The 11,968-nt window shown below is 75.6% G+C and carries 15 protein-coding genes; 10 read left to right on the top strand and 5 right to left on the bottom strand.

All coding sequences use genetic code 11. The features are described 5' to 3' along the window. Positions 1-75 precede the first annotated feature (75 nt). Together Sya03_RS13650 and Sya03_RS13645 are read right to left on the bottom strand one after the other, a co-directional pair. Complete coding sequence (locus tag Sya03_RS13650; RefSeq protein WP_203938642.1) at positions 76-1,248, bottom strand: RNA polymerase sigma factor; 1,173 nt, start codon at positions 1,246-1,248, stop codon at positions 76-78. Position 1,249: 1 nt separating this feature from the next. Beyond that, complete coding sequence (locus tag Sya03_RS13645; RefSeq protein ID WP_239107456.1) at positions 1,250-1,591, bottom strand: YciI family protein; 342 nt, start codon at positions 1,589-1,591, stop codon at positions 1,250-1,252. A 176-nt stretch (positions 1,592-1,767) separates the two neighbouring features. Here Sya03_RS13645 and hisD point away from each other — a divergent pair, with 176 nt between their 5' ends. Genes hisD through priA form a run of 7 tightly spaced genes read left to right on the top strand, consistent with a single transcriptional unit; the run spans position 1,768 to position 6,594 of the window. Then, the gene (gene hisD / locus Sya03_RS13640) at positions 1,768-3,075 is read left to right on the top strand and encodes a histidinol dehydrogenase (protein WP_203938641.1); all 1,308 of its coding nucleotides are present in this window, start codon (positions 1,768-1,770) and stop codon (positions 3,073-3,075) included. Next, complete coding sequence (locus Sya03_RS13635; RefSeq protein ID WP_203938640.1) at positions 3,072-4,130, top strand: histidinol-phosphate transaminase; 1,059 nt, start codon at positions 3,072-3,074, stop codon at positions 4,128-4,130. The genes hisD and Sya03_RS13635 overlap by 4 nt, the downstream gene beginning before the upstream one ends. Then, complete coding sequence (gene hisB / locus Sya03_RS13630) at positions 4,127-4,738, top strand: imidazoleglycerol-phosphate dehydratase HisB (protein ID WP_203938639.1); 612 nt, start codon at positions 4,127-4,129, stop codon at positions 4,736-4,738. The genes Sya03_RS13635 and hisB overlap by 4 nt, the downstream gene beginning before the upstream one ends. Beyond that, complete coding sequence (locus tag Sya03_RS13625) at positions 4,735-4,896, top strand: CG2302 family histidine operon protein (protein ID WP_203938638.1); 162 nt, start codon at positions 4,735-4,737, stop codon at positions 4,894-4,896. The genes hisB and Sya03_RS13625 overlap by 4 nt, the downstream gene beginning before the upstream one ends. After that, on the top strand, positions 4,893-5,507 hold the full coding sequence (gene hisH, locus Sya03_RS13620) for an imidazole glycerol phosphate synthase subunit HisH (protein ID WP_203938637.1): 615 nt from the start codon (positions 4,893-4,895) through the stop codon (positions 5,505-5,507). Before Sya03_RS13625 ends, hisH begins: the two co-directional genes overlap by 4 nt. A gap of 10 nt (positions 5,508-5,517) precedes the next feature. After that, positions 5,518-5,847 carry a hypothetical protein gene (locus Sya03_RS13615; protein ID WP_203938636.1) on the top strand — a complete coding sequence of 110 codons (330 nt, stop codon included), beginning with the start codon at positions 5,518-5,520 and terminating at the stop codon, positions 5,845-5,847. A gap of 21 nt (positions 5,848-5,868) precedes the next feature. Beyond that, positions 5,869-6,594: a bifunctional 1-(5-phosphoribosyl)-5-((5-phosphoribosylamino)methylideneamino)imidazole-4-carboxamide isomerase/phosphoribosylanthranilate isomerase PriA gene (gene priA / locus Sya03_RS13610; protein WP_203938635.1), complete on the top strand. Its 726-nt coding sequence runs from the start codon at positions 5,869-5,871 to the stop codon at positions 6,592-6,594. Here priA and Sya03_RS13605 read toward each other — a convergent pair. Continuing rightward, positions 6,540-6,857, bottom strand: a complete 318-nt coding sequence (locus Sya03_RS13605) for a LysR substrate-binding domain-containing protein (protein ID WP_239107455.1) — start codon at positions 6,855-6,857, stop codon at positions 6,540-6,542. The genes priA and Sya03_RS13605 overlap by 55 nt on opposite strands. Before the next feature lie 206 nt (positions 6,858-7,063). Here Sya03_RS13605 and hisF point away from each other — a divergent pair, with 206 nt between their 5' ends. Then, positions 7,064-7,825: an imidazole glycerol phosphate synthase subunit HisF gene (hisF, locus tag Sya03_RS13600; RefSeq protein ID WP_203938633.1), complete on the top strand. Its 762-nt coding sequence runs from the start codon at positions 7,064-7,066 to the stop codon at positions 7,823-7,825. A gap of 1 nt (position 7,826) precedes the next feature. On the opposite strand, the gene Sya03_RS13595 is transcribed toward hisF, so the two are convergent. Beyond that, positions 7,827-8,249, bottom strand: coding sequence for a hypothetical protein (locus tag Sya03_RS13595; protein ID WP_203938632.1), 423 nt, complete (start codon positions 8,247-8,249; stop codon positions 7,827-7,829). Between the two features lie 58 nt (positions 8,250-8,307). Between Sya03_RS13595 and Sya03_RS13590 the strand changes: the two genes are divergently transcribed. Further along, positions 8,308-9,819: a beta-N-acetylhexosaminidase gene (locus Sya03_RS13590; protein ID WP_203938631.1), complete on the top strand. Its 1,512-nt coding sequence runs from the start codon at positions 8,308-8,310 to the stop codon at positions 9,817-9,819. On the opposite strand, the gene yczE is transcribed toward Sya03_RS13590, so the two are convergent. Next, the gene (yczE, locus tag Sya03_RS13585) at positions 9,801-10,463 is read right to left on the bottom strand and encodes a membrane protein YczE (protein WP_203938630.1); all 663 of its coding nucleotides are present in this window, start codon (positions 10,461-10,463) and stop codon (positions 9,801-9,803) included. The two genes, Sya03_RS13590 and yczE, sit on opposite strands and share 19 nt — an antisense overlap. A gap of 50 nt (positions 10,464-10,513) precedes the next feature. Here yczE and yczR point away from each other — a divergent pair, with 50 nt between their 5' ends. Continuing rightward, a complete protein-coding gene (gene yczR / locus Sya03_RS13580) occupies positions 10,514-11,968 on the top strand; it encodes a MocR-like transcription factor YczR (protein ID WP_203938629.1) in 1,455 nt (484 codons plus the stop codon).

The raw sequence follows: 11,968 nt of genomic DNA, 5'->3' as shown, positions 1-11,968 counted from the left end.
GGGGTGACCCGCTCCGGGCGGTCAGGCTTGATCCCTCCGCGGGTCACCCCGCCCCCGGAACCCTGACCTGGTTTCTCAGAGGTCGTCGGCTCGGCGTTGCAGGAATCTGCGTTCGGCCTCGGTGGGGGCCAGCTCCCGCGCCAGCGCGTAGGCGGCCTTCGCCTCTCGTGTCCTGCCGAGGCGGCGCAGCAGCTCCGCGCGGGTGGCCGGGAGGAGGTGGTAGCCGGGCAGGTCGAGGTCGTCGACCAGGGCCAGCGCGACCGCCGGGCCCTTCCACTCGGCGACCGCCACCGCGCGGTTCAGGCGGACGACGGGGGTCTGCTCCAGGTGTTCGTAGAGGCGGGCGATCTGTTCCCAATCGGTGGTGGCCGCGCTGTCCGCGGTGGCGTGGCAGGCGGCGATGGCGGCCTGCACCTGGTACGGGCCGGGGGAGCGGCGCGCCAGCGCCGTGTCCAGCACGGCCAGGCCCTCGGCGGTGCGGGCGGCGTCCCACGCCGTGCGGTCCTGGTCGGGCAGCGGGATCAGGTCGCCGGCCGCGTCGGTGCGGGCGGCGCGGCGGGCGTCGTGCAGCAGCATCAGGGCCAGCAGGCCCTCCGGCTCCGGGTCGCCCGGGGTCAGCGTCACCAGCACCCGGGCCAGCCGGATCGCCTCGTCGGCCAGGGCGTGCCGGTCCGGGAACGCCGCCGTGAAGATCAGGTACAGCACCGCCTCGACGGCGACCGTGCGCTCCGGGCGCAGGTGCTCGGCCGTGACCGGCGGGATCGCCGCGTACCGGATCTTGTTCTTGGCGCGGACCAGCCGCTGCGCCATCGTCGCCTCCGGCACCAGGAACGCCCGGGCGATCTCGGCGGTGCCCAGCCCCGCCAGGCTGCGCAGCGTCAGCGCCACCTGCGCCTCCCGGCTCAGCGCCGGGTGGCAGCACAGGAACATCAGCTGCAGCCGGTCGTCCGGGAAGTCCGCGGCGGGCGCCGGTTGCGGCGCGGGCTCCCGCGTCGCGCGCAGCAGCCGGCGCTGCTCGGCGGCGTCCTGCCGCAGCCGGTCGACGGCCCGGTTCCGGGCGGTGGCGGTGAGCCACGCGCCCGGCCGGTCCGGCACGCCGTCGGCGGGCCAGCGCTCCAGCGCCCGCGCGAACGCGTCCTGGGCGCACTCCTCGGCGAGGTCCAGGTCGCCCGTCAGCCGCAGCAGGGTCGCCACGATGCGCCCCCACTCGTCGCGGTGGGTGGCCGCCAGGATCTCGTCGACGCCCATGTCAGGGCCAGAACGGGCGCAGCTCGAGCAGCCCGGCGCGGGCCATCGGGTGCTTCGACGCCACCTCGATCGCCTCGTCCAGGTCGCGGCACTCCAGCACGTCGAAGCCCGCGATGTGCTCCTTCGTCTCCGCGTACGGCCCGTCGGTGACCAGCAGCCTGCCGTCCCGGATCCGCACCGTCGTGGCGTCGCTCGCCGGGCGGGTGCGCTCGCCGATCAGCCGGACGCCGCGGCGGTCCATCTCCTGCACCCAGTCCATGGCCGAGGCGCCCTCGCCCTCCAGCTCGGCGGCGCGGGCCGCGTCGAACGAGTCGTCGGTGCAGACCAGCATCAGATACCGCACGGCGGTCTCCCTTCGTCGGGCACGGATCCGTCCGCGCCATCGTGACCACGACGAAGCACCCCGGCACGGATCGACATCCCGCCCGGAGAATCTTTTCCGGGGGCCCGCGCGATCCTCGTCTCAGTGGGCGGACCGGCGCCGGTCCGGTCCGTGGGATGCGGCCTAGACTCGACCGCGTGTTGAACCGGATCGACCTGCGCGGCTCCCGCCGGGACCCGCGCGGTCTGCTGCCCCGTGCCCAGCTCGACGTCTCCGTCGCGGTCGAGAAGATCCGCCCGGTCGTCGAGGCGGTCCGCGAGCATGGGTTCAGCGCCATCCGGGACGCCACCGCCCGGTTCGACGGCGTCGAGCTGGAGCGCCTGCGGGTGCCGGCCGAGGCGATCGCCGCGGCCGCCGAGGCGCTCGACCCGGCCGTGCGTGCCGCGCTGGTCGAGGCCATCGAGCGGGCCCGCAAGGTGCACGGCGACCAGCGCCGCCGCGACGTCACCACCCAGGTCGTGCCGGGCGGCACGGTCACCGAACGCTGGGTGCCGGTGCGCCGCGTCGGGCTGTACGTGCCGGGCGGCCTGGCCGTCTACCCGTCCACCGTCGTCATGAACGTCGTCCCGGCCCAGGTCGCGGGCGTCGAGTCGCTGGTCGTGGCGAGCCCGCCGCAATCATCTGACGGACTGCCTGACCCCGCCATCCTGGCCGCCTGCCACCTGCTCGGCGTCACCGAGGTGTACGCCGTCGGCGGCGCCCAGGCCGTCGCCATGCTCGGCTACGGCTCCGACGGCGCCGACGAGGCCGACCGGTGCGAGCCCGTCGACGTCATCACCGGCCCGGGCAACATCTGGGTCACCGCCGCCAAGCGCATGCTGCGCGGCACCGTCGGCATCGACGCCGAGGCCGGCCCCACCGAGATCGCCATCCTCGCCGACGACACCGCCGACCCGGTGCACGTCGCCGCCGACCTGATCAGCCAGGCCGAGCACGACCCGCTGGCGGCGTCCGTGCTGGTCACGCCGTCGGTGGCGCTGGCCGACGCGGTCGACGTCGAGCTGGGCAAGCGGGCCCCGGCCACCAAGCACGCCGAGCGGGTGCACACCGCGCTGACCGGCGAGCAGTCCGGCGTCGTGCTCGTCGACGACGTCGAGCACGGCCTGCAGGTCGTCGACGCGTACGCCGCCGAGCACCTGGAGATCCAGACCGCCGACGCGCGCGACGTCGCCATGCGGGTGCGCAACGCCGGGGCGATCTTCGTCGGGGCGTACGCGCCGGTGTCGCTCGGCGACTACTGCGCCGGGTCCAACCACGTGCTGCCCACCGGCGGCTGCGCCCGGCACTCGTCCGGGCTGAGCGTGCAGTCGTTCCTGCGCGGCATCCACGTGGTCGACTACGACGCCGCGGCGCTGCGCGAGGTCGCCGGGCACGTCGTCGCCCTGGCGAACGCCGAGGACCTGCCCGCGCACGGCGAAGCGGTGACGGCGAGGTTCGGCTCGTGACCACGCTCGACGACCTGCCGCTGCGCGACGAGCTGCGGGGGCTGACCGCGTACGGCGCACCGCAGCTCGACGTGGCCGTGCGGCTGAACACCAACGAGAACTCGTACCCGGTGCCGGACGCCGTGGTCGAGGCCATCGGCAAGGCGCTGCACGCCGAGCTGCGCGACCTCAACCGCTACCCCGACCGGGACGCCGTCGCGCTGCGCACCGACCTGGCCGGCTACCTCGGCGTGGAGCCGGCGCAGGTGTGGGCGGCCAACGGGTCCAACGAGATCCAGCAGCAGCTGCTGCAGGCGTTCGGCGGGCCGGGGCGCACCGCGCTGGGCTTCGGGCCGTCGTACTCGATGCACCCGCTGCTCGCCAAGGGCACCGGCACCCGCTGGGTGGGGGCGCTGCGCGGCCCCGACTTCGGGCTGACGCCGCAGGCGGCGGTCGCGGCGCTGGCCGAGCACCGCCCCGACGTGGTGTTCCTGTGCTCGCCGAACAACCCGACCGGCACCGCCCTCGACCCGGCCGTCGTCGACGCCGTGCTCGACGCCGCGCCCGGCATGGTCGTCGTCGACGAGGCGTACGCCGAGTTCGCCCGCCCCGGCACGGCCAGCGCCCTCGCCGCGCTGCCCGGCCACCCGCGGCTCGTCGTGACCCGCACGATGAGCAAGGCGTTCGGGTTCGCCGGCGGCCGGCTGGGCTACCTCGCCGCCGACCCGGCCGTGGTGGAGGCGGTGCAGCTGGTGCGGCTGCCGTACCACCTGTCCGCGCTCACCCAGGCCGCCGCCCGCGCGGCCCTGGCCCACCGCGACGCCCTGCTCGCCACCGTCGAGGCCATCAAGGCCCAGCGCGACCGGATCGTCGCCGAGCTGCGCGGCCGCGGCCTGACCGTCGCCGACAGCGACGCCAACTTCGTCCTCTTCGAGGTCGGCGGCGACCAGCAGGCGGCGTGGCGGCGGCTGCTCGACCGCGGCGTCCTCGTCCGCGACGTCGGCCTGCCCGGCTGGCTGCGCGTCACCGCCGGCACCCCCGAAGAAACCGACGCCTTCCTGGAGGCCCTGTCATGAGCCGGACCGCCCGCATCGAGCGCGTCACCAACGAGACCAAGGTCCTGGTCGAGATCGACCTCGACGGCACCGGCAAGGCCGACCTGCAGACCGGCGTCGGGTTCTACGACCACATGCTCAACCAGCTCGCCAAGCACGGCGGCTTCGACCTCACCGTGCGCTGCGAGGGCGACCTGGAGATCGACGCCCACCACACGATGGAGGACACCGCCATCGCGCTGGGCACCGCCTTCGACCGGGCGCTCGGCGACAAGGCCGGCATCCGGAGGTACGGCTCGGCCACCATCCCGATGGACGAGGTGCTGGTGCGCGCCGCCGTCGACCTGTCCGGCCGCCCGTACGTGGTGCACGACGAGCCGGCCCTGGCCCCGTACATCGGCCCGGTCTACCCGACGAGCATGACCCGGCACATCTTCGAGTCGTTCGGCCACGCCGCCCGGGTCACCCTGCACGTCAGCGTGCTGCGGGCGGCGCGCGAGGGCGGCCACCCGGACGCCCACCACGTCGTGGAGACGCAGTTCAAGGCGTTCAGCCGGGCGCTGCGCGAGGCCGTCGAGATCGACCCGCGCAACGCCGGCGCCCTGCCCTCGACGAAGGGCGTCCTGTGAGCGTCGCGCTGATCATTCTGGGCGGGATCCTCGTCGGGGGCACCATCTCGCTGGTCAAGCAGGGCGCCAGCCGGTTCTCGATCGTGCTGACCGGAGTGCTGGCGCTGCTCGCGCTCGCCGGCGGCATCCTGTGGATGATCCCGGGGGAGGGGTCGTGACCAGCGTCGTCATCCTCGACTACGGCTCCGGCAACCTGCGCTCCGCCGAGCGGGCCGTCGCCCGTACCGGCGCGGACGTGACCGTCACCGACGACCTGTCGGCGGCCGCCGCCGCGGACGGCCTGGTCGTGCCCGGCGTGGGCGCCTACGCGGCGTGCATGGCCGGCATCGAGGCGCTGGGCGCCGGGCCGGTCATCGCCGACCGGGTCGCCGCCGGGCGGCCGGTGCTCGGCATCTGCGTCGGCATGCAGATCCTGTTCGAGCGCGGCGAGGAGCACGGCGTCGTCACCAAGGGTCTGGGGCTGCTGCCGGGTGCGGTGAGCCGGCTGGCCGCCGACCGGGTGCCGCACATGGGCTGGAACACCGTCGACGTGCCGGCCGGCTCGCGCCTGCTGGCCGGGCTGCCGGAGGGGTCGCGGTTCTACTTCGTCCACTCGTACGCGGCCTCGGACCTCGACGCCCTCGGCGACGCGGTGGTGACCACCGCGACCCACGGCGGGCCGTTCGCCGCGGTCGTGGAGCACGGGCCGCTGTCGGCGGCGCAGTTCCACCCGGAGAAGTCCGCCGACACCGGCGCGCAGCTGCTGCGCAACTGGGTCGACGCCCTGTGAGGCCGCGGTGGTGAGCAAGGAGCGGGCCCGGCGCCGGGCCGAACGGGAGGCCGCCGCGGCGGCGCAGCGGCAGCGCCGCGCCCGCCAGGTCGCCCGCCGCGCCCGACGCCGGGCGCTGACCCGCGCGCTGACGCCGCGGCTGCCCCGGCGCGGCCGCGTCGGCCGGATGCAGCCGCGCCGCACGCGCGCGCAGCGGGCCGGCATCGTCATCCTCACCCTGCTCGCGATCGGCGCCATCTTCTACCTGGTGCCGGACCCCACCCTGCGCCTCGTGCTCATCGCGGTGCTGCTGCTCGCGTTGCCCGTGTTCGTCGTCGTGGCCCTCGGCCGCCGCATCTAGCCGCTCTAGGAGAACCCGCCCGTGACCCTCCAGCTCCTGCCCGCCGTCGACGTCGCCGACGGCCAGGCGGTCCGCCTCGTCCAGGGCGCCGCCGGCTCCGAGACCGCCTACGGCGACCCGACCGAGGCCGCCCTGGCGTGGCAGGCCGACGGCGCCGAGTGGATCCACCTCGTGGACCTCGACGCCGCGTTCGGCCGCGGTTCCAACGCCGAGCTGCTCGCCGACGTGGTCGGCCGGCTCGACGTGAAGGTGGAGCTGTCCGGCGGCATCCGCGACGACGCGTCGCTGACCCGCGCGCTGGCCACCGGCGCCGCCCGGGTCAACATCGGCACGGCCGCACTGGAGGACCCTGAGTGGTGCGACCGGGTCTGTGGCGAGTACGGCGACCGCGTCGCCATCGGCCTCGACGTGCGCGGCCGCACCCTGTCGGCGCGCGGCTGGACCCGCGACGGCGGTGACCTGTGGGAGGTGCTGGAGCGCCTCGACAAGGCGGGCGCGTCCCGCTACGTCGTCACCGACATCAAGAAGGACGGCATGATGACGGGCCCGAACCTGGACCTGCTGCGCGACGTCTGCGCCCGCACCGCCGCCCCGGTCATCGCCAGCGGCGGCGTGTCCACCCTGGACGACCTGCGCGCCCTGGCCACGCTGGAGCCGGTCGGCGTCGAGGGCGTCATCGCGGGCAAGGCGCTCTACGCGGGCGCGTTCACCGTGGCCGAGGCCCTGGCGGCACTGCGCTCGGCCTGATCCCAGGCGGACCGCAGCGCCGCCACCGCGGCCCGCACGGCGGGCCGCGGGCCGGACGCCTCGCGCCACGCCACCACCACCCGGCGGGTCGGCACGGGCCGCACCACCGGCACCACGCACACCCCGGCGGGCAGCACCGGCCGGGCCGGCCGGGGCAGCATCGCCCCGCCGAGCCCGGCCGCGACCAGGGTCAGCTGCGCCATCGCACCGGCGCGCCGCCCGCCAGCCGGTGGCCGCCGGGCCGTGCTGGCGCTGCTGTTCATCGCCGGGCTGTCCACCCTCGCCGGGTTCGGCGTCTGGGGCGCCCTCATCCGGCGGCACGGCGCCTCCGCCGTCGCCCCGTTCTCGATGCTCCTGCCCGTCTTCGGCATCGCGTCGGCGGCGTCCTGGTCGTCGGGGGCGTCCTACTGGGTGCGATGCGCCGGGATACTCGCGCGACCGCCCCGGGCGGCCTGGTTAGGGTGGCCGCATGACGGTGGCGGTGCGGGTGATCCCATGTCTGGACGTGGACGCGGGCCGGGTGGTCAAGGGTGTCAACTTCGTCGACCTGCGCGACGCCGGTGACCCGGTGGAGCTGGGCGCGGCGTACGACGCGGCGGGCGCCGACGAGCTGACCTTTCTCGACGTGACGGCGTCCTCCGACGACCGCGGCACGATGCTCGACGTGGTGCGCCGCACCGCCGAGACCGTCTTCATCCCGCTCACCGTCGGCGGCGGTGTGCGGTCGGTCGGCGACGTCGACACCCTGCTGCGCGCCGGCGCCGACAAGGTCGGCGTCAACACGGCCGCCATCGCCCGCCCCGAGCTGATCGCCGAGATCGCCGGCCGGTTCGGCAACCAGGTCCTCGTGCTCTCCCTCGACGTGCGCCGCAGCGACGCCACCGGCAGCGGCTTCGAGGTCACCACCCACGGCGGCCGCCGCGGCACCGGCCTCGACGCCGTCGCCTGGGCGGCCCGCGTCGCCGAGCTGGGCGCCGGCGAGATCCTGCTCAACTCCATGGACGCCGACGGCACGAAGGCCGGCTTCGACCTCGACCTCATCACCCGGGTCCGCGCCGTCGTCGACATCCCGGTCATCGCCAGCGGCGGCGCGGGCGCCGTCGAGCACTTCCCGCCCGCGGTCGAGGCGGGCGCCGACGCGGTCCTCGCCGCGAGCGTGTTCCACTTCGGCGAGCTGAGCATCGGCGCGGTGAAGGACGGCCTGCGCGCCGCCGGCCACCCGGTGCGCTGAGTCAGGCGCCGTCGCGGCGGCTGTACTCCAGCAGGGCGGCCGCGTACGTCGGCTCGTCCAGCGCCCAGGTGGCCATGCCGGGCTTGGCGACCCGGTTGAGCTGGGTCTGCATCGTGACCACCGCGGACGACAGGCCGCGGAACGGGCGGGTGCGCCACAGCTGCTCGCCGGCGGGCGCGACGGTGACCATGTCGTCGTCGACGGTGAGCAGGCCGGCGCCGGCGAGGCGGCGGACGGCGTTCTCCAGGTCGTCGCGGCCGGGCACCCCGTCGTGCAGGAACGCGGCCGCGGCGAGCACGTCGGCGAGGGTGGCGCCCGCGACGGGCAGGGCGGCCGCCGCCGCCCGGTCGCGCTCCAGGCGTTCGGCGATGACCGCCGCCACGAAGATCCACGCGTCGGTCCACTGCCAGTCCCCGGCCCCCATGCGCCAATGATGCCGCGCGCCTCTGCCCGCCGGAAGCGGATGTGGTCTAGTGATCGTCATGCTCGTTCCCTCGCCCCGTGCACTGACCCCCCAGACGGGTCACTTCGTGCTCACCGCCGACACCGCCCTGGCCGCCCCGGCGGGCGTCGCCGACCTCGTCCGTGAGCTGCTGGGGCCGGCCACCGGCCTGCCGCTGCCGGACGCGGCCGCCCCCGGCCCCGGCGTCATCGCCCTCACCGTCGCCGACGAGCCCACGCTCGGCCCGGAGGGCTACCGGCTCTCCGTCACCCCCGAGGGGGTCACCGCCGTCGCCCACACCGAGGCGGGCCTGCGCTGGGCGGTGCAGACGCTGCGCCAGCTGCTGCCCGCCGCCGTCTTCGGCGCCGCGCCCGCGCCGGGCGCCGAGTGGCGGGTCGCCGCCGCCGAGATCGAGGACGTGCCCGCGTACGCGTGGCGCGGCGCCCTGCTCGACGTGGCCCGCTGGTGCCACCCGATCGGCTTCGTGCGCAGGTTCGTCGACCTGATGGCGGCGCACAAGCTCAACACCCTGCACCTGCACCTCACCGACGACCAGGGCTGGCGCTTCCAGGTGCGCAAGTACCCGCGGCTGACCGAGGTCGGGGCGTACCGCACGGAGTCCAGCGCCGGGCACGCCAACGAGGACCGCCGCGACGGCGTCCCGCACGGCGGCTTCTACACCCAGGACGAGCTGCGCGACCTGGTCGCCTACGCCGCCCGCCGCGGGGTGCGGATCATGCCGGAGCTGGACCTGCCCGGGCACATGCAGGCCGCCATCGCCGCGTACCCGGAGCTGGGCAACCACCCGGACCGGCAGCTCGGCGTCATGACGTACTGGGGCATCTCCGAGCACGTCCTGAACAACTCCGACGCCACCCTGGGCGTCATGAAGGACGTCCTCGACGAGCTGGTGGAGATCTTCCCGTTCGAGATCGTGCACATCGGCGGCGACGAGTGCCCGACGGTCGAGTGGCAGGAGAGCGAGGTCGCCCAGGCGCGGGTGCGCGAGCTGGGCCTGACCGGCGTCGACCAGCTGCAGGGCTGGTGGGCGGCCGAGATGGCCAAGCACCTGGCCGGGCACGGCCGGCGCATCGCCGTCTGGGACGAGCTGCTGGAGCGCGGCGTGCAGAGCGACGCGGTCATCTTCGGCTGGCAGGGCGAGGAGCGGGTGCACGCGGCGCTGGCCGCCGGCCACGAGGTGGTCGCCGCCCCGCACACCCACACCTACCTCGACTACGCCGAGAGCGACTCGCCGGACGAGCCGCTCGCCATCCGCGGCACCACCCCGATCGAGAAGGTGTACGGCTACCGCCCGACGCCCGACGGGCTGGCGGACGGGCCGGGCCGGGTGCTCGGCGTGCAGGCGCAGGTGTGGAGCGAGTACGTGCCGACGCCGGAGCTGGTCGAGTACCGCACGTACCCGCGGCTGGCCGCGCTGGCGGAGGTCGGCTGGTCGGGCGAGGGCGGCGACGTCGCCGACTTCCGCACCCGGCTGGCGGAGCACATCGCCCGGCTCGACGCGGCCGGTGTGAACTACCGCCCGCTGGACTGATCCTCGGGCTCCGGGGCCGGCCGCCGCCGCGCGGCCGGCCCCGGGACCGTGAACAGCGGCAGGAACACCTGGGCCAGCGGGCCGATCGCCACCGCGTACAGCACGGTGCCGAGGCCGACGGTGCCGCCGAGCAGCCAGCCGACGGCGAGCACGAGCACCTCGATGGCGGTGCGCACCAGCCGCACGGACAGCCCGGGGCGGCGGGCCACGATGCCGGTCATCAGGCCGTCGCGGGGGCCGGGGCCGAGCCGCGCCCCGATGTACATGCCGGTGGCGACGCCGTTGAGCAGCACCCCGCCGACGAGGAACCCGGCGCGGGCCCACAGGGCGCCCGGCGCGGGCAGCACCGCCAGCGTGGCCTCGACGGCGACGCCGATGACGAGCACGTTGGCGATGGTGCCGACGCCGGGGCGCTGGCGCAGGGGGATCCACAGCAGCAGCACGGCCACGCTGGCGGCGATGACGACCAGGCCGAAGCGCAGGCCGGTGGACTCGGCGAGGCCCTGGTGGAACACGTCCCACGGGTTCAGGCCGAGGTGCGCCTGGATCATCAGGGCCATGCTGGCGCCGTACAGCACCAGCCCGGCGAGCAGCTGCGCGAACCGGCGGGAATTGGTCTTGCTGACGACGCTCACTCCTGCCACTCTCAAGGCCAATACCGCCGGGCGGTAGAGCCAATCGTGGGGGAGTGGACGTGACCAGCACCGTACGCGGCGACCAGTTGGCCCGGCTCCTGGGCCACTGGCACGCCCTGCCGGGCCGCCGCCGCAGCCCCGACTACGCCGCCCTCGCCGGCACCGTGCGCGGCCTGCTCGCCGACGGCCGCCTCCCGCTCGGGGTGCGCCTGCCCGCCGAGCGGGAGCTGGCGGAGGCGCTCGCGGTCAGCCGCACCACCGTCAGCGCGGCGTACCGGACGCTGCGCGACAGCGGCCACCTCACCAGCCGGCGCGGCGCCGGCAGCTGGACCACCCTGCCCCGCGGCCACCGCGTGGCCAGCTCCGGCCTGTGGACCCCCGTCGACGACCTGGACATGCTCGACCTGGGGGTGGCCGCGCTGTCCGCGCCCGCCGAGGTCGTCGAGGCCGCCCGCGAGGCCGCCGAGCAGCTGCCCCGGCACCTGCACTCCACCGGCTACCACCCGACCGGCATCCACGAGCTGCGCGAGGCCGTCGCCGCCGGCTACACCGCGCGGGGCCTGCCCACCGCCCCCGAGCAGATCATGATCACCAGCGGCACCCAGCACGCGCTGGACCTGGTGCTGCGGCTGTGCGTGCCGGTCGGCTCGCCGGTGCTGGTCGAGTCGCCCACGTACCCGAACGCGCTGGCCGCGCTCGCCGCCCGGCGCGCCCGGATCAGCACCCACGGCGTCGACGCCGCCACCGGCTGGGACGCCGACCTGCTGCTCGGCGCGCTGCGCCAGACCCGCCCCCGGCTGGCGTACGTCATCCCCGAGTTCCACAACCCCACCGGCCACCTCATGCCTGCCGAGCTGCGCGAACGCCTCGCCGCGACCGCGCACACCGCGTCGGTCGACCTGGTCGTCGACGAGTCGTTCGTCGACCTGCCGCTCGACGGCACGCCCGTGCCGCCGCCGGTCGCCGTGTTCGACCGGCACTCCCGGGTCATCACGATCGGCGGCATGAGCAAGCCCTACTGGGGCGGCCTGCGCATCGGCTGGGTGCGCGCCGCCGCGCCGCTCGTGCAGCGCCTCGCCGCCCTGCGGGTCGGCGTCGACATGTCCAGCCCCGTGCTCGACCAGCTCGTCGCCGTCGCGCTGCTGCACCGCGCCGGCACCATCGTCCCGGCCCGCATCGCCCAGCTCACCGCCCAGCGCGACGCCCTCCTCGCCGCCCTCGCCGAGGCGCTGCCGCAGTGGCGCGTCACCGTCCCGCACGGCGGCGTCACCCTGTGGGCCGAGCTCGACGGCCCGGTGTCCAGCGCGCTGGCCCGCGCGGCCGAGGAGGTCGGCGTGCGCCTGGCGCCCGGGCCCCGGTTCGGCCTCGACGGCACCCTCGAACGCTTCCTGCGCCTGCCGTTCACCCTGCCCGCCGCCGACCTCACCGAGGCCGTGAGCCGGCTGGCGGGGGTGCGCCTGGGCCTCGACCACGCGCCGCGCCCGTCGTGGCGCACCGCCGAGGTCATCGCCTGA

The organism is Spirilliplanes yamanashiensis (assembly GCF_016863475.1).
Classification (GTDB): Bacteria; Actinomycetota; Actinomycetes; order Mycobacteriales; family Micromonosporaceae; genus Spirilliplanes; species Spirilliplanes yamanashiensis.
This window is presented reverse-complemented; position numbering and strand designations above follow the sequence as displayed.

Bases quoted from the DNA above. Each gene is read 5' to 3' on its own strand.
- hisB (WP_203938639.1), top strand. From the start codon at position 4,127: ATGAGCCGGACCGCCCGCATCGAGCGCGTCACCAACGAGACCAAGGTC.
- Sya03_RS13650 (WP_203938642.1), bottom strand. From the start codon at position 1,248: ATGGGCGTCGACGAGATCCTGGCGGCCACCCACCGCGACGAGTGGGGG.
- Sya03_RS13595 (WP_203938632.1), bottom strand. From the start codon at position 8,249: ATGGGGGCCGGGGACTGGCAGTGGACCGACGCGTGGATCTTCGTGGCG.
- hisF (WP_203938633.1), top strand. From the start codon at position 7,064: ATGACGGTGGCGGTGCGGGTGATCCCATGTCTGGACGTGGACGCGGGC.
- Sya03_RS13590 (WP_203938631.1), top strand. From the start codon at position 8,308: ATGCTCGTTCCCTCGCCCCGTGCACTGACCCCCCAGACGGGTCACTTC.
- Sya03_RS13605 (WP_239107455.1), bottom strand. From the start codon at position 6,857: ATGAACAGCAGCGCCAGCACGGCCCGGCGGCCACCGGCTGGCGGGCGG.